Origin of the sequence: Kribbella sp. NPDC026596 (assembly GCF_040638415.1) — a bacterium.
Taxonomy (GTDB): domain Bacteria; phylum Actinomycetota; class Actinomycetes; order Propionibacteriales; family Kribbellaceae; genus Kribbella.
Map to the genome: position 1 here is coordinate 138942 of NZ_JBEZYF010000006.1, position 16342 is coordinate 155283.

Annotated in this window: 16 protein-coding genes; 10 read left to right on the plus strand and 6 right to left on the minus strand. The window is 67.7% G+C overall.

The window, feature by feature from the left end:
• Window positions 1-18: 18 nt before the first annotated feature.
• Window positions 19-615: a TetR/AcrR family transcriptional regulator gene (locus AB0E63_RS07070; protein WP_360362671.1), complete on the plus strand. Its 597-nt coding sequence runs from the start codon at window positions 19-21 to the stop codon at window positions 613-615.
• A gap of 17 nt (window positions 616-632) precedes the next feature.
• On the plus strand, window positions 633-1067 hold the full coding sequence (locus AB0E63_RS07075) for a VOC family protein (RefSeq protein ID WP_360362674.1): 435 nt from the start codon (window positions 633-635) through the stop codon (window positions 1065-1067).
• Window positions 1068-1124: 57 nt separating this feature from the next.
• On the opposite strand, the gene greA is transcribed toward AB0E63_RS07075, so the two are convergent.
• Complete coding sequence (gene greA, locus AB0E63_RS07080) at window positions 1125-1637, minus strand: transcription elongation factor GreA (protein WP_360362677.1); 513 nt, start codon at window positions 1635-1637, stop codon at window positions 1125-1127.
• Between the two features lie 302 nt (window positions 1638-1939).
• Complete coding sequence (locus tag AB0E63_RS07085) at window positions 1940-2368, minus strand: DUF4307 domain-containing protein (protein ID WP_360362680.1); 429 nt, start codon at window positions 2366-2368, stop codon at window positions 1940-1942.
• Window positions 2369-2425: 57 nt separating this feature from the next.
• Between AB0E63_RS07085 and mca the strand changes: the two genes are divergently transcribed.
• The 3 genes from mca to AB0E63_RS07100 all read left to right on the plus strand — a co-directional run bounded on the left by mca (window position 2426) and on the right by AB0E63_RS07100 (window position 4778).
• Window positions 2426-3289, plus strand: coding sequence for a mycothiol conjugate amidase Mca (gene mca / locus AB0E63_RS07090; RefSeq protein ID WP_360362682.1), 864 nt, complete (start codon window positions 2426-2428; stop codon window positions 3287-3289).
• A 31-nt stretch (window positions 3290-3320) separates the two neighbouring features.
• A complete protein-coding gene (locus AB0E63_RS07095; RefSeq protein ID WP_360362684.1) occupies window positions 3321-3611 on the plus strand; it encodes a hypothetical protein in 291 nt (96 codons plus the stop codon).
• A 141-nt stretch (window positions 3612-3752) separates the two neighbouring features.
• Window positions 3753-4778 carry a CopD family protein gene (locus tag AB0E63_RS07100; RefSeq protein WP_360362687.1) on the plus strand — a complete coding sequence of 342 codons (1026 nt, stop codon included), beginning with the start codon at window positions 3753-3755 and terminating at the stop codon, window positions 4776-4778.
• Here AB0E63_RS07100 and AB0E63_RS07105 read toward each other — a convergent pair.
• Window positions 4764-5300 carry a nitroreductase family protein gene (locus AB0E63_RS07105; protein ID WP_360362690.1) on the minus strand — a complete coding sequence of 179 codons (537 nt, stop codon included), beginning with the start codon at window positions 5298-5300 and terminating at the stop codon, window positions 4764-4766. The genes AB0E63_RS07100 and AB0E63_RS07105 overlap by 15 nt on opposite strands.
• A 63-nt stretch (window positions 5301-5363) precedes the next feature.
• On the opposite strand from AB0E63_RS07105, the gene AB0E63_RS07110 reads away from it, so the two are divergent.
• The 3 genes from AB0E63_RS07110 to AB0E63_RS07120 all read left to right on the plus strand — a co-directional run bounded on the left by AB0E63_RS07110 (window position 5364) and on the right by AB0E63_RS07120 (window position 11163).
• Window positions 5364-7343, plus strand: coding sequence for a thioredoxin domain-containing protein (locus AB0E63_RS07110; RefSeq protein WP_360362692.1), 1980 nt, complete (start codon window positions 5364-5366; stop codon window positions 7341-7343).
• Window positions 7344-7595: 252 nt separating this feature from the next.
• Window positions 7596-9644 carry a M4 family metallopeptidase gene (locus tag AB0E63_RS07115; protein WP_360362693.1) on the plus strand — a complete coding sequence of 683 codons (2049 nt, stop codon included), beginning with the start codon at window positions 7596-7598 and terminating at the stop codon, window positions 9642-9644.
• A 97-nt stretch (window positions 9645-9741) separates the two neighbouring features.
• Window positions 9742-11163, plus strand: coding sequence for a M28 family peptidase (locus AB0E63_RS07120; protein ID WP_360362696.1), 1422 nt, complete (start codon window positions 9742-9744; stop codon window positions 11161-11163).
• Here AB0E63_RS07120 and AB0E63_RS07125 read toward each other — a convergent pair.
• Both AB0E63_RS07125 and AB0E63_RS07130 read right to left on the minus strand, forming a co-directional pair.
• Window positions 11160-11669, minus strand: coding sequence for a hypothetical protein (locus tag AB0E63_RS07125; RefSeq protein WP_360362699.1), 510 nt, complete (start codon window positions 11667-11669; stop codon window positions 11160-11162). The genes AB0E63_RS07120 and AB0E63_RS07125 overlap by 4 nt on opposite strands.
• Window positions 11670-11731: 62 nt before the next feature.
• Window positions 11732-12904, minus strand: coding sequence for a phosphotransferase (locus tag AB0E63_RS07130; protein ID WP_360362702.1), 1173 nt, complete (start codon window positions 12902-12904; stop codon window positions 11732-11734).
• 117 nt (window positions 12905-13021) lie between these two features.
• Between AB0E63_RS07130 and AB0E63_RS07135 the strand changes: the two genes are divergently transcribed.
• Window positions 13022-13471, plus strand: coding sequence for a MarR family winged helix-turn-helix transcriptional regulator (locus AB0E63_RS07135; protein ID WP_360362705.1), 450 nt, complete (start codon window positions 13022-13024; stop codon window positions 13469-13471).
• On the opposite strand, the gene AB0E63_RS07140 is transcribed toward AB0E63_RS07135, so the two are convergent.
• A complete protein-coding gene (locus AB0E63_RS07140) occupies window positions 13468-14163 on the minus strand; it encodes a hemolysin III family protein (RefSeq protein ID WP_360362708.1) in 696 nt (231 codons plus the stop codon). The genes AB0E63_RS07135 and AB0E63_RS07140 overlap by 4 nt on opposite strands.
• Before the next feature lie 269 nt (window positions 14164-14432).
• On the opposite strand from AB0E63_RS07140, the gene AB0E63_RS07145 reads away from it, so the two are divergent.
• Entirely contained in the window at window positions 14433-15212 is a 780-nt protein-coding gene (locus tag AB0E63_RS07145; RefSeq protein ID WP_360362711.1) for an isoprenyl transferase, read from the plus strand.
• The last annotated feature ends 1130 nt before the right edge of the window (window positions 15213-16342 follow it).

Consider the following 16342-nt stretch of genomic DNA (forward strand, 5'->3'; position numbering starts at 1 on the left):
GTGCAAATAATCCGAACTGTGTTAAAGAAACCGGCGGCGAACTGGCGTGAGGCGCGGCGGGAGAGCGCCCGGGCCAACGTGCTGGCGGCCGCGTGGGAGCTGGTGCGCGAGGACGGGCTGGGGGCCCTGTCCTTGCGCGAGCTCGCGCGTCGGGCGGGCATCACGACACCGACCCTGTACGCGTACTTCGAGTCCAAGAACGCGATCCTGGACGCGATGTTCGCCCAGGCGGCGCAGGCGTTCGTCGACCTGAAGGCCTCGCTGCCGGCGACCGGCGACCCACAAGAGGATCTGCTGACCGAGGCGCGGGCGTTCGTCGCGTTCTGCGTGTCCGACGTACCCCGGTATCAGCTGCTCTTCCAGCACTCGGTGCCCGGCTTCACGCCGTCGGCCGAGTCCTATGAGCTCGCGATCGGTGCCCTGGAGGTCACCCGCGAGCTCCTCGCACGCAACGGCGTGCACGATCCGCGGCACCTCGACATCTGGACCGCCATCACCGTCGGCCTGGTCGGCCAGCAGATCTCCAACGACCCGGGCGGCGACCGGTGGAGCGGACTCGTCGAGGACGTCACCCGGATGTTCCTCGCTCAGTTCGGTAGCGGGGGAGCCACGTAACCAAGGGGGAACCACTCATGACCACTGTTGCTCAGCCACAACTCCATCACCTGGCTCTGACCGTGACCGACCTCGAGTCGAGCGTCCAGTGGTACGGCGAAGTGTTCGGCGTCCACCCGGTCATGGACGTACCGCATCAAGGTGGTGTCGGCCGCATCCTGGCCGACCCCGATCATCAGCTGATGATCGCCCTGCATCGCCACGACACCAACGACGGCGGCCTCTGCAAGGAGACCACCACCGGCCTCGACCACGCCGGCTTCACGGTCGGCAGCCGCGCCGATCTCGAGCAGTGGCAGGACCACCTGGAGGCGCACGGCGTCGTTCGTGCCGACACCGCCGACAAGCCGCTCACGCAGTCCCCGATCGCCGACGAGCCCTATGCCTCGGTCCTCGTCTTCCGCGACCAGGACAACATCCAGCTCGAACTCTTCGCGCCCGCGACTCACTAGGCCGAAAAGCAAGCGCCCCGGTGGTTGTCCACCGGGGCGCCGAAGCTGGGTGGTGGGCTACCCGGTGAAGGGTTCCGCGCCGACGATCTCGACGGTCACGTCCTTGCCGTTGGGGGCCTCGTAGGTGGCCTTGTCGCCCTTCTTCTTGCCGAGGATCGCCGAGCCGAGCGGGGACTGCGGCGAGTACACGTCGATGTCGACCGACGCGTCGAGGGCGAGCAGTTCGCGGGAGCCGAGCAGGAACGTCTCGACGTCGTCGTCACCGGCGAACTTGATCGACACCTTCATCCCGGGCCCGATCTTGGCGCCGGCCTTCGGGGTCTCGCCGACCCGGGCGCGCCGCAGCATGTCCTCCAGCTGCCGGATCCGCAATTCGATCTTGCCCTGCTCGTCCTTGGCGGCGTGGTAGCCACCGTTCTCCTTGAGGTCGCCCTCGTCCCTGGCCTCGCTGATCCGCTGGGTGATCTCGGCACGGGCGGGGCCCTTGAGGTGCTCGAGCTCGGACTTCAGCTGGTCGTAACCGTCCTGCGTCAGCCAGACAACGCTGTCCTCTGCGATCCGCTGCGTCACGGGCTGCTCCTTGTGTCGGTGGGATGGGGCAGAAAAGCTCTTGGCCGCCGTCGTCGACGGCGACCAATCCACTGAGCGTAGCAAGTTACGGCGGAGAACCCCACAGTTCTTTGAACGCTCAAACGCTGGGATACCGGTTGCCCGGTGCTTTTTGCCACATCTCGCACCCTTCACCGGCAATCGGTTGCCATCGCACCGTCCAATATGCCTCCGACCAGCAGGTTTCCGGGTACGGCGCTTGCCCGCGAGCGACCCCGGGATTCCGTTGTCAGCCCGATTTTCGTACCGATCGGGGCAGTAATTCAGTGCGGGTGATGCGAGTCGGCGGTGGTGCAGCCGATGAGCACGACGGACGTCGCGGAGCGTTGCGTTGTGAGGGTGGCGGGGAGGGTCTGGTGGCGGGGGGAGTCGGCCGGGACGGTGAGGGTGAGCTCGCCGACGATGGAGAAGTCGGCGGCCTTGGCCTGCAGGCGGCAGTTCGCCTCGACGGACTTGGTGCGGTCGACCTGGATGGTCGCCTTCGCACTCGTCGCCGACGTCACCTCGAACCCCAGCAGACGCGACGTCACCTGCGGATTCGACCCGATGATCGCCGCCCAGGCCAGCCACGCCAGTCCGGCCAGCACCACCACTCCCACCACGCCGATGATCAACGGCCGCCGAGACCTCCTGTCCCGCCCGTACCGGGCGTCGAGATCTGTCGTCGGGGTGGTCGGAGATGGCTCGGTCAAGGTGGGTCCAGGGGGTCGGTGTGGGTATGGGGTGGGCTTGGAGGACCATTGTGTCTTGTGAGCGGAGATCTTCGGTTGTTGCATGTGCACGCCCATCCGGATGACGAGTCGAGTAAAGGAGCCGCTTCGACGGCTCGGTACGTGGCCGAAGGTGTCGAGGTCATGGTCGCCACGTGTACCGGTGGGGAGCGCGGGTCGATCCTGAATCCGAAGATGGATCGCCCGGAAGTGCTGGCGAACATCACCGAGATCCGCCGGCGGGAGATGGACTCGGCCCGGGAGATCCTCGGGATTCGGCAGGAGTGGCTCGGCTGGGTCGACTCGGGGTTCCCCGAGGGTGACCCGCTGCCACCGCTGCCGGAGGGCTGCTTCGGTGCGCTCAAGGTCGAGGACGCCGCGGCCCCGCTGGTGAAGCTGATCCGCGAGTTCCGTCCGCAGGTCGTCACGACGTACGACGAGAACGGCGGTTACCCGCACCCGGACCACGTCATGTGCCACACGATCACCGTGGCCGCGTTCGAGGCGGCCGGCGACAAGGACGCCTACCCCGAGCTCGGCGAGCCGTGGCAGCCGCTCAAGCTCTACTACCACCACACCTTCCACTACGAGCGGATGAAGGCGCTGCACGACGGGATGATCGCCCGCGGCCTGGAGTCGCCGTACGCCGAACGCCTGCAGGACTGGAAGCCGGACCCGGAGAACGAGCGCCGGATCACCACCAGGGTCGAGTGCGCCGAGTACTTCGCGGTCCGGGACAAGGCCCTGCTCGCCCACGCGACCCAGATCGACCCGGACGGCGCGTGGTTCGCCGTACCGCTGGAAGTGCACCAGGCGGCCTGGCCGACCGAGGACTACGAGCTCGCTCGGAGTCTGATCGAGTCGGAGCTGCCTGAGAATGATCTGTTCGCGGGGCTCCGCTGACGGCGGGCGTGGACAGTGAGAGACTGGTGGCGTGACAGCGACGACCTCCCTTCTGACGGCCGAGATCGATCCGAACTCGGTGCGCCCCGGCTGGGTCGCGCTGCTGATCGTGCTCGCCCTCGGTGCCGCCACGGTGCTGCTGTGGCGCAACATGGGCAAGCAGTTGAAGAAGATCGACTTCGACGGCGAGAACGACAGTGCGGGCGACCCAGCACCGTCCGGCGACCCAGTGAGCACGGACAACTCAGCGGCCCCGGCTGGCGATGCCGGGCCGACGGATACGAAGGCGACCCCGACGCCGACGCAGAGTGATTCCAAGTAACACTCTCAGCAGTAATGCGGGCCTGATTCCTGGCAGCTTGGCGACACGCTGATCACGAGATGGTGTCGGGCTGGGCTGCCCACCTCCGGCTGACCCTATAGTGAGCCGGGTGCTGAATGGTGTCGAGAGCGGGTCCGCTCTGTGACCGCAACCCGCTCCGCCCGGCATCGCATGCCCGGACGCCTGGTCGCGGGAGGTGTCGGTGCGATCCTCATCGCCACGATTGCGCTGGTCGTTGCCCTGTTCGCGGCCGACAGCGAGCCGCGCGACATCGGGGGGATCGGCGGCCCGAGCCTGTTCGTCTCCTGGCTACTGCCGTTCTTCCGGCTGATCGCCACACTCGCGACGGTCGGCTGCGCGGGCGCCCTGCTCGCCGCGGTCGTGCTGCTCCGGGTCGAAGGCGGTCCGCTCGGCGTCCAAGGCCGCCGGGCCGTCCGGGATGCCAGTAACTCGGCCATCATCTGGGCGGTCTGCGCCTTCGCCGGTGCCATCGTGACCGCGGCGATCCTGCTCGACACCCCGGTGGAGTTGCTCCGCTTCCGCCTCGACGACGCCCTCGGCGTCCCCGAGGTGAAGTCCTTGCTGATCACCGGCATCCTGGTACTCGCGCTCGCCATCGGGATCCGCCGGGTGCAGACCTCGTCGGCCGCCGGTCTCGGCGTACTGGTCGCGATCGCCGCACTCGTGCCGACCGCGGTCACGGCGTACCCACGCAACGAGTCGTACGTCGTCATCGCCGGCGCGGCCCTGGTCGTGCACGTCATCGCCGCGACCACCTGGATCGGCGGCCTCGCGGGTCTGGTCCGCTACGGCCGGGCCAGTCGCACCGGGTTGCCGATCGTGCTCGAGCGCTACCACCAGGTCGCGCTGATCTCGTCGATCGCCGTCCTCCTGAGCGGCCTGCTCAGCGCGGCCGGCCGACTGGCCGCGGCCGGCGGTGGCTGGGGCACGATCCCGGACGTCCTCACCTCGGACTCCTACGGCGCTCTCCTGATCGCCAAGGTCGCCGTCTTCTTCGTCCTCCTCCTGCTCGCCTGGCTCCACCGCCGCCGAGCCATCGGCGACCTCCTCGACGGCGGCCGCCCCTTCTGGCAGATCGTCGGCACCGAACTCTTCATCATGGCCCTGGCCCTAGGTCTCTCGGTCGCCCTGTCACAGACCGCCTGACCACGGCGCCGTTCGGAGGTCGGTCGTCGTACGGCGCTCTCGGTCGGGTGGGCGTTCTTCGGCGGCTTGGCCGACGGCGATCATGGAGATGATGTGCCAGCCTGGGCCCGGGGCCAGGTCGGTGGTGAGGGCGTCGAGGTCGAAGGCGCGGAACTGGCGGCAGGCTAGGCCCATCGCGTGTGCCTGGAGGGTCAGGTGGGCGACCGACTGGCCCAGGTCGTAGTCGGCGAAGTCCGAATACGCCCAGTCGGTGTCCTCGATGTAGCGATGCGCCATCGTCACGACGAGGAGTGCGGCGCTGGGTGCCCACCGGCCGGAGCTGGCCGCCAGGTGCTGGACGAGCCGCTTGTGGTCCGGCTCGTCGCGGCGGGCGGTGAAGTAGGCCCAAGGCTGGGAGTTGCCGGCCGACGGTGCCCAGCGCGCAGCCTCGAGCAGGAGATCCACGTCGTCATCCGTGAGCGTGCGCTGGGGATCGAAGCGCAGCGGGCTGAAGCGGGTGGCGAGTAGCGGATGTACGGGCATGCTTGGTTCAAGCGTCGTCCGGCCAGGTCCATTCCGTCCGGCCGGACCGCATACGGTGGGGGAATGGCGTCCGTCAACGAGCTCGGCCGAAGCACCAGCCCGTACCTGCGGCAGCACGCGGAGAATCCGGTGGCCTGGCGGGAGTGGTCCGACCGGGCCTTCGCCGAGGCACGCGAGCGCGACGTGCCGGTGTTCCTGTCGGTCGGGTACTCGGCCTGTCACTGGTGTCACGTAATGGCACATGAGTCATTCGAAGACGCGGAGACCGCCGCTTATCTGAACGAGCACTTCGTGAGTATCAAGGTGGATCGGGAAGAGCGGCCGGACGTCGACGCGATCTACATGTCCGCGACGGTGGCGATGGTCGGGCAGGGCGGCTGGCCGATGTCGGTGTTCCTGACGCCGGACGCGCAGCCGTTCTTCTGCGGGACGTACTTCCCGAACAACCCGCGTGGCGGGATGGCATCGTTCCGGCAGGTGCTCGAGTCACTCGTCGACGCGTGGCAGACCAAGCGCGACCAGATCGACGCGATCGGGCGCCGGGTGGTCGAGCAGCTGGGTGCCCGGCAGGCATCGGCCCAGGGCGAGATCGACACCGCGAAAGCGGCTCAACTCCTCAAGGCCGACTTCGATCCGGTGGACGCCGGCTTCGGACAGGCGCCGAAGTTCCCGCCGTCGATGGTGCTCGACTTCCTCCTCCGCCATCACCGGCGCACCGGGTCCGACGATGCGCTCGCGATGGTCGCGAAGACCTGCGAGCGAATGGCCCGCGGCGGCATGTACGACCAGCTCGCCGGCGGTTTCGCCCGGTATTCGGTCGACGGCCGATGGGTCGTGCCGCACTTCGAGAAGATGCTCTACGACAACGCGCTTCTGCTCGACGTCTACACGCAGTGGTGGACGGTCAGCGCCGATCCGCTCGCCCAGCGCATCGCCCAGGAGACCGCCGAGTTCCTCCTGACGGAACTGCGGACGAAGGAAGGCGGTTTCGCCTCCGCCCTCGACGCCGACACCGAGGGGGAGGAGGGCAAGTACTACGTCTGGACGCCGCAGCAACTCCACGAAGTCCTCGACACCGAGGACGCGACCTGGGTCATCGACCTCTGTGACGTCACCGGCACGTTCGAACAAGGATCCTCGGTTCTCCAGCTCCGCAAGGATCCCGACGACGCCGACCGCTGGCAGCGCATCCGGGCAATCCTCGCGGACGCCCGCAGCGACCGCACCTACCCCGGTCGCGACGACAAAGTGGTTGCCGCCTGGAACGGTCTCGCCATCACCGCCCTGACCCGCGCCGGCATCGTCTTCGCCAAACCCGAGTACGTCGAAGCCGCCGAGAACGCGGCCGGATTGGTCCGGGACGTACATCTCGACCACGAGACCGGTCGCCTCCACCGCACGTCTCGCGATGGCGTCCGTGGCACGGCTCACGGTGTCCTCGAGGACTACACGGCGTACGCCCAGGGCTGTCTGACGCTCTTGGGTGCCACCGGCAACATTGAGTGGTTCGAGACGGCCGAGGCGCTGCTCAGCCGGACACTGGAGCAGTTTGTTACTGATGGCTCCTACTTCGACACGGCCGCCGACGCCGAGGAACTGGTCTGGCGTCCGCAGGACCCGACCGACAACGCCAGCCCGGCCGGAGTGAGCCTTGCTGCCGAGGCGTTCACGACGCTGGCGAGCCTGACCGGATCGGTCCGCTACGAGACCGCCGCCGTGCAGGCGCTGCAGGCCTCGGCCACCATCGCCGCCCGCGCGCCGAGGTTCGCCGGCCGCGCCCTGGCCGTCGCCGAGACGATCGCCGCCGGCCCGCTCGAGATCGCCATCGTCGGCGATTCCGCGGAGCTGCGAAGGACCGCGCTGACCGCGGCACCCTGGGGTACGGCGATCGTTGCCGGAGGCCCCGGTCTCGCCGTACCGCTGATGGAGGGCCGCGACCTCGTCCGGCAGCAGCCGGCGGCGTACGTATGTCAGAAGTTCACCTGCCGGCTGCCGATCGTGTTGCCGGAAGACCTTCGACGGGAACTGAATCCGGCCGGCTGACATCGTCGGCAGTGCGGGTTTTCCCTGTCGTTTCGGCCAAATCCCTTGACTCCGGCCGCGTTCGCGACCAGAGTCCTCCCTCAGTCGGATGTAACAGAACTCGCACGTCCTGATACGTAGTGTCACAAATGAGGCAGTGGCACTGCTGCGTCAGTGCATCCGGCGTCCCCAACTGAATTCGGTCGCTGCGCCCAAACAGCGACCACACCGTGAGGAGATGTTGTCTTGAAACGACTGACATCAGCAGGGGCGGTGGCCATCGTCACGGCAGCGGGTCTTGCCGGGGCGTTCACCGGCTCACCCGCGGGTGCCGCGAACCGAGCGGCTCCGCTTCCGGCATCCGGCTTCAACCAGCCGGCCGCCGTCCAGGCCGAACAGGCGCTGACCGCGCAGACGGCCGCCGCGCTCGGATTGTCCGGTGGTGAAGAACTCAAGGTCCGCGACGTGGTCAAGGATGCGGACGGCACCGAGTACGTCCGCTACGACCGCACCTACAACGGCCTGAAGGTGGTGGGTGGCGACCTGATCGTCAAGCGCACCGGCCAGGCGGTCGGGCAGGTCACCTACAACCGCGGCGCCAAGTCCGTGGGGGTCGCGACCAAGCCGACTCTGTCCCAGTCGGCCGCGCTGACCAAGGCCGCGAAGTCGGCCAAGTTCAAGGCCACCGGCAACAAGGGCACGCTGGTCGTCTTCGTGACGCCGAGCAAGCCCGTGCTGGCCTACGAGGTCGTCACGACCGGTGTGAAGGCGGACCAGACCCCGTCCGTGCTGCACTCGTTCATCGACGCCAAGACCGGCGCCCTGCTGGACCAGGACGACGAGGTCAAGACCGGTACCGGCAACTCGATGTACTCCGGCACCGTCAGCATCGGTACGTCGGGCAGCTACAGCCTGACCGACCCGAGCCGCGGTGGGAACTTCACCACCGACCTCAACGGTGCGACCTCCGGCAACGGCACCACGTTCACCGACCCCGACGACACCTGGGGCAACGGCGCCACGTCGAACCGCCAGACCGCCGGTGTGGATGCGCACTACGGCGCCCAGCTGACCTGGGACTACTACAAGAACGTCCACGGCCGGAACGGCATCTTCAACAACGGCCAGGGCGCGCGGTCGCGGGTGCACTACGGCAACGCGTACGTGAACGCGTTCTGGGACGGTACCCAGATGACGTACGGCGACGGCTCGGGCAACGCCCGTCCGCTGACCGCGATCGATGTCGCCGGCCACGAGATGAGCCACGGTGTCACCGAGGCGACCGCCAACCTGAACTACTCCGGTGACGCGGGCGGCCTGAACGAGGCCACCTCCGACATCTTCGGTACCGCGGTGGAGTTCTCCGCCAACAACTCGTCCGACCCGGGTGACTACCTGATCGGCGAGAAGATCAACATCAACGGCAACGGCACCCCGCTGCGCTACATGGACAAGCCGTCGAAGGACGGAGCCAGCGTGGACTGCTGGTCGACCAGCACCGGTGGGCTCGACCCGCACTACTCCTCCGGCCCGCTGAACCACTGGTTCTACCTGGCCTCCGAGGGCACCGGCAGCAAGGTCATCGGCGGCGTCACGCACAGCAGCACCGCCTGCAACGGCGCCACCATCACCGGTGTCGGCCGCGACGTGGCCGCCAAGGTCTGGTACCGCACGCTGAGCACCAAGCTGAGCTCGGGCAGCACCTACAAGGACGCCCGTGAGGGTGCGATCAACTCCGCGAAGGAGCTGTACGGCGCCGACTCCACGCAGTGCAAGGGCATCGAGGCGGCGTTCAGCGGCATCTCGGTCCCGGCCGGTGCGGCCGCTTGCACTGGCGGTGGCGACCCGGAGCCGCCGACCGGCGACAACCTGCTGCTGAACCCGGGCTTCGAGTCCGGCGCGGTGAACTGGACCGGCACCTCGGGCCCGATCACCAACAACACCGGCCGCCCGGCACGGACCGGCACCTGGAAGCTCTGGCTGCAGGGCAACGGTCGCGCCACCACCGAGAACGTCGGCCAGTCGGTCGCGATCCCGGCCTCGGCGACCTCGGCCTCGCTCTCGTTCTGGATCCGGATCGACACGGCCGAGACCACGACTTCCACGGTCTACGACACGGCGAAGGTCCAGATCGTCGACGGGTCGACGACGACCACGCTGGCGACGTACTCGAACCTGAACAAGAGCACGTCGTACGTCCAGAAGACCCTGAACGTCACGGCGTACAAGGGCAAGACCGTCACGGTGAAGTTCGTCGGCCAGGAGGACTCCTCCCTGCAGACCAGCTTCGTCATCGACGACACGTCGCTCAGCGCGAGCTGATGCGGTAACTCGTCCGGGGCGTGCGGGCACTCCGCCCAGTTTGCCAGCGCGTCCCGGACTCTCTTCTTCTTTGCTTGAGGCCAAAGGAGATCCGCCCATGCACAAGTCCCTCGTCTCCGGACTCGGCGCCGTTCTGGTCGCCGGTGTGTTGCTTGCCCCCAGCAACAGTGCTACCGCCGCCGCGGTCGAGTCCCCGGACATCTCCGTCACCAACACCAAGGCCCACCTCGACCAGTTGCAGTCGATCGCGACGGCCAACGGTGGCAACCGGTACACCGGCCGGACCGGCTACAAGGCGTCGGCCGACTACGTGAAGGCCAAGCTCGACGCGGCCGGGTACACCACCACCCTGCAGTCGTTCAGCACCTCCGCGGGCACGTCGTACAACGTGATCGCGGAGTGGCCGCACGGCGACGCGAACCACGTGGTGATGACCGGTTCACACCTGGACAGCGTCAGCGCCGGTCCGGGGATCAACGACAACGGCTCAGGCAGCGCCGGCGTACTAGAAACCGCCCTCGCTTACGCTGCCGGCGGTCAAACGCCCAGGAACCGCTTGAGGTTCGGGTTCTGGGGTGCCGAGGAGCTCGGTCTGCTCGGCTCGAAGTACTACGTCAACAACCTGCCCGCGGCCGAGCGGGACAAGATCGAGCTGTACCTGAACTTCGACATGATCGCGTCACCGAACCCCGGCTACTTCGTGTACGACGACAACCCGGCCGGCGACGGTGCGCGCGACGATCTGGTCTCCTACTTCACGAGTAAGAGCGTCCAGACCGAGTTCATCGACGTCCAGGGCCGCTCCGACCACGCGGCGTTCCGGTCGCTCGGCATCCCGACCGCCGGAACGTTCTCCGGTGCGGAGGAGACGAAATCCTCCGCTCAGGCAACGAAGTGGGGAGGTACGGCGGGTCAGGCGTTCGACCCTTGTTACCACCGGTCCTGCGACACCATCAGCAACCTGGACCTGACCTCGCTGGACCGCCAGATCGATGCCATCGGCCACATGATCTGGAACTACGCCCAGAAGGACTACACCGGCGGCCCCCCGCCATCCGGCGACAACCTTCTGCAGAACCCCGGCTTCGAATCCGGTACGGCGAACTGGATCGGAACCACCGGCGTGATCACGAACAGCACGTCCCGGCCGGCCCACGGTGGTTCGTACAAGGCGTGGTTGCAGGGCAACGGCCGGAGCAGCACCGAGAACCTCGGCCAGTCGGTGGCGATCCCGGCCACGGCAACGGCGGCTTCGCTGTCGCTGTGGATCCGGATCGACTCTGCGGAGACCACCTCGTCGACGGTGTACGACACGGTGAAGGTGCAAGTCGTCGACGGCTCGACCACCACGACGCTGGCGACGTACTCGAACCTGAACAAGACCACGTCGTACGTGCAGAAGACGCTGAACGTCCTGGCCTACAAGGGGAAAACCGTCACCGTGCGGTTCCTCGGCCAGGAGGACTCGTCCCTGCAGACCAGCTTCGTCATCGACGATGTCGCGGTGACCACGAGCTAGATCTGCTTGCAGAGCTTGCCTGGTGGGATGGCGGCTTCGGTGAGCAGCTTGCTCACCGGGGCCGCCAGTACCTTGACCTTGGGATCCTCCAGCCGGGCCGTCTTCCCGTTCGCCGAGACCGCGAGGATCATGTCGTCGGGGTGTTTGACGGTCGGCTTGGTGGCGACCAGGCTCGCCCAGTCGACCTGCTGAGCGGCCGTGGTAATGGTCGCCAGCAGGCTCGGGTCGAGCTTGCAGCGGATCGTCTCCTTGCCGCGCGAGCTCACCGTGGCGACGCCGTCGGGAGTGATCAGCACCTGGTCGTCGAAGCCGGCGAACCCGCCGGTCCGGCTGACCGTCAGGGGCAACCCGGTGCCGACCGGCGTCGACTGGGTCACCGTCGGCACACTGCTCGGGGCTGAGGACGGCGGGGGGTTGCCGGTCCCACCGCCGGACTCGTTGCCGCACCCGCTCAGCACGAGTCCGGCGACCGCTGCGACCGCTGCGTATCTGCTCAGGTTCCTCACGCATCATGGATACCCGTAAGCACCCCGTTCGTTGCAGCTGTGACAGTACTGAAATGTGATCGTCAGACCACCGGTGACACCAGATCGACCAGTGCACGCGTGAGCAGGACGCGATCCTCGAACAGCGCCAGCGTGGCGCCATCCGTCATCTTGGTGATCTGCTCCAGCGGCAGCGCGGTGAAGGTCGCACGGGCGCACAGTGAGCCGAGGTAGCCGTAGAGCACCTGCTCCTCGGTCACCTCCATCCCCTCCTCGGCGAGACCCTTCACGAACGCCTTCACGATCACGTGGTGCACGCTCCGCAGCGCCTCGGGCGCCAGCTCACCGGCATGCGCGAGCCCGACGAGCAACTGCCCCAGGTCGAACCCGACCGCCTGCGGGCAGTCGAACCCCCAGTCGATCACCACGAACTCGTCCGGATTGTCCCGCGGGACCAGGAGATTCTGCGGACTAGCGTCCCCGTGCTGGTAGCACTGAGGCAGCGCGTCGAGCGCGTCCAGTACGTCGGGCAACCGCTCGGCCAGGTCCAGCAGATCGTCCCGCAGCCGGTGGTCACCGACGTTGCAGACCGCCGCTGCGAGCAGCGGATGCCGCCAGGTCTCCGGGTCGGCGATCGCCGGGATGGCGGCCCGCTGCACACGGCCGTCGGTGTAGTACCGCAGGCCGATGCCAGGGGTGGTGATGTCGCCGCGGGGGAGCAGGGGTTCGACCAGATGGGGCTGACGCCGGGCGGAGAGCCGGCCGAGCAGGTACGCCGCCCGTTCGAACCGCTCCATCGGCCACGGACCGGGCTCCTGGACGACGTTCTCCATCCACAGGGTGCCGCGATCGTCCTCGTAAACGTCGATCCGGTACGCCTTGGCCAGTCGCATGCCGTCGGGGAGCAGCTCGGCGATCCCACTGCGGTGGACCGCGATCTCGAGCTGCCACGGCAGGTTCTGGATGAACTCGGCCCGGAACTGCTCGGGCACCATGTCGAGGAACGGCCAGTGCCGCACCGACTGCAGCTTCTTCACGAAACACGACCAGTCGACCGTGTCGCCGGTTGCGGTGGTCGCCGTACCGAAGAGCCGGAGCAGTGCCTCGGTGCTCGGCGTGCCGATCGGGTAGTCGACCGGCTCGACCCGTACGTCGCCAGGGGTGGCGGCCGGGTCGCCGGTGATGGTCCGGACCAGTTCGGTGAAGTCGTCGTGGGTCAGGGCATCTCGGCCCAGCGGTTCGAGTGCGGTGATCATGCGTTCCCCCCAAAATGCGTCTGGCTGCCCATCGTGCGCCCGGATCTTCTGCCAGTCTTCAGAGCTGGCACGGAAAGAAGTAAAGCAGCCTTACTATCTGGATAGTAAAGTTGCCTTATGACTTCCGTCAACGACCTTTCGGGCACACCGACCGGCCCGTGGCCCGAGCACATCGCCGGGTTGCTCGGGCAGGCGCTGAGGCGGCTCCGGGAGGAGATCCTGGACGGGTCGGACGAGGACTTCCCGGGCCTGCGGGTCTCGCACTACCGGTTGCTCGAGCTGATTCCGCCCGAGGGGGCGCGGATCACCGATCTGGCCGAGGTCGCGCTGATGACGAAACAGGGCCTCGGCCAGCACGTGGACTACCTGCAGAAGCTCGGGTACACGGAATCCGACCGGCTGCGCGGCGACCGCCGGGTCCGGCTGGTACGCCGTACCGAGCGTGGGGAGGACGCGGTCGCGTACAGCCGGGCCGCGATCGAACGCGTCGAAGCGCTCTGGGCCGAACAGCTGGGCCCAGAGCGCTTCGAAGAGCTGCGAGAGATCCTGCGGGTGATCGGGGCCTAGCCGGCCCGGTACGTCGCGATGCTGACCGCGATGTAGTGGCAGATGAACGCGGCCACCGTGAACGCGTGGAAGATCTCGTGGAAGCCGAACCAGCGGGGTGACGGGTTCGGCCGCTTGGTGCCGTAGACGACCGCGCCGATCGAATACAGCCCGCCGCCGATCGCGATCAGCGTGACCACGGCGACGCCGCCCTGGTGGTAGATGTCGCCCATCCAGAAGATCGCCACCCAGCCGAGCGCCAGGTAGATCGGGGTGTAGAGCCAGCGCGGAGCGTGCACCCAGAAGATCCGGAACAGGATGCCGGCCAGCGCCCCACCCCAGACCAGGCTGAGCATCAGCACCCGGTCCTGGCCGTGCAGCAGCACCATCCCGAGCGGGGTGTAGGTGCCGGCGATCAGCAGGAAGATGTTGCTGTGGTCGAGCCGGCGCAGGATCGCCTCGCCGGTCGGGCCCCAGTAGAACCGGTGGTACAGCGCGGAGATGCCGAACAGCAGCATCGAACCGGCGGTGTAGACGGCGGCGGCCCAGCGGGCGTTCGCGTGCGGCGCGAGGCAGATCAGGACGATGCCGGCGGCGGTGGCGAACGGGAAGGTGCCGGCATGCAGCCAGCCACGAAGTTTGGGCTTGAGCGGTCCGAGCCGGCCGGAGAGCCGGTGCCCGACGTCCTGGGGCTGGGCGCTGGTAGCGGTCATCGCCGTCCTTTCGAGGGGTGCCGGGCGGTTCAGTCCCTGTCGTACCTACGCAACCGTAACCTACGGAACCGTAGGTTCGGTCGTCCATAAGCATGAAATGTAGGCGAGATCACCCGCGAGCACACCGCCGCCCGCGTGTCCGACGCACGAACTCCGGCGAAAGTTCGAACTTCCCGGCAGGTTGCTTCGACCTGTTCTGTGCCCTCTCATTCGGAGTTGAATCTGGGCTAGCCTCGTGACCGAGAGCATCCAAGGAGAGCACCCTTCCCATGCGGACACCTGGCAAGCAGAAGCTGCGCAACGCGGTGTACGGCCTGTACGAGCGCCGCCTGCGACGATCCCTGGCACCGGACCGGATCCCGCGGCACATCGGCGTCATCATCGACGGCAACCGGCGCTGGGCTCGGTCAGCCGGCAACCCGGTGTCACAAGGCCACGAGGCCGGGGCCAACAAGATCGTCGAGTTCCTCGACTGGTGCGACGACGTCGGCGTCAAGGTCGTCACGGTCTGGATGCTGTCCACCGACAATCTGACCCGGCCGGCCGACGAGCTGGAGCCCCTGCTGCGGATCATCGAGCAGACGGTCGAGGAACTGACCTCGATCGGCCGCTGGCGGATCCATCCGGTCGGCGCGCTCGACCTGTTGCCGGGCGCCACCGCCGAGGTGCTGAAGGGCGCCGAGGCGGCCACCCAGGGCGTCGAGGGGATGCTCGTCAACGTCGCCGTCGGGTACGGCGGCCGTCGCGAGCTGGCCGACGCGGTCCGCTCGCTGCTGCTCGAGGAAGCCGCCAAGGGCAGCTCGATCGAAGAGGTGGCCGAGCACGTCGACGTCGAGCACATCGCCGAGCACCTCTACACGAAGGGCCAGCCCGATCCGGACCTGGTCATCCGGACGTCGGGTGAGCAGCGCCTGGGCGGCTTCCTGCTGTGGCAGAGCGCGCTGAGCGAGTTCTACTTCTGCGAAGCCCTCTGGCCGGACTTCCGGCACGTCGACTTCCTCCGCGCCGTCCGGAGCTATGCCCAACGAGAGCGCCGCTTCGGCACCTAGGGCACGCCCTAACCCCGCGTCCACACCGGGCGCACGCCGTACGGCGGCGCAGGTAGTAGGCGTACGTCGCGGCACCGAGAGCGATGCCCCAGACGACCCAGAGCATGCCGGGCGCGTTGATGGCCCAGTTGTCGCCCATGAGCGGGAGCTGACTGTTCATCAGCCCGGCCGGTATCAGGACGACGGCGACCAGTGACGCCGGGATGATGGCGAGCGGCGGTGGAACTCGTTGGCCCGCCTTGAACCAGATCCAGCGCGGGTAGACCTCGCCCCAACGATGCACCAGGCCGTGGGTGAGGATGCCGCCGCCGATACCCATCACGGCCAGGCCGAGTCCCATCTCGAGCATCCCCGGTGTGTCCGCCATCATCCGGTGGAAGTCGTCGCTGATCCCTACCGGCCAGCCGAAGTACCAAGCGACTCGGCTGAACTCGTACGGAAGGTTCGCCACGACCGCGACGACGACCGCCACGCGTCCCCAGCGCAAGGCGGCGGCCGGTGTCGTCCAGGCCTTCTCCGCGCCTTCTCCACGACCACAGGAGACGCAGGTGTCGCGGCTCCGCCGGTGGTAGGCGATCGCGGTCGCGGCCCAGAGCAGGCCGCCGATGAACAGGACGATCAGGTTCACCCGGTGCCAGTACAGGATGTCGCCGACGCCGCCTTGCTCGCCCGGTATGCCGGTGAACGCGAAGACGACGATCGCCGGGGAGAGCGCGAGGACCGCGATCAGTGTGTAGTCAGGGATCACGAGCGCCAGGCCGACCGCGAGTACGGCGGCGATCGTCTGCAGCACCCAACCGCGGGCTCGCCGGCGTGTCATCACGATCGCGAGGACGGCGCCACCTAGGCCGAGCGCGGCCATGATCGGCGCTACCACGTGCACCGACGACCCTTCCAGGATCGAGCCGGTCGCACGATCATCGGCCACCTTCGCGAAGGGGTAGGCCGCTCCGCCGACCGCCCAGTACAGTCCCAGGGCGCCGTAGGCCAGGGACCACAATGACGTTGCGTATCCGGTCCACACCGGCCAGTTCTTCCGCATGACCCGAGGGTTTCGCGGCGGGCGTCGTACCGGATCACCCGCCGGAGGGAACGGCCTCCCTCGCGTGGGGGGAAGGTGTAACACGCCG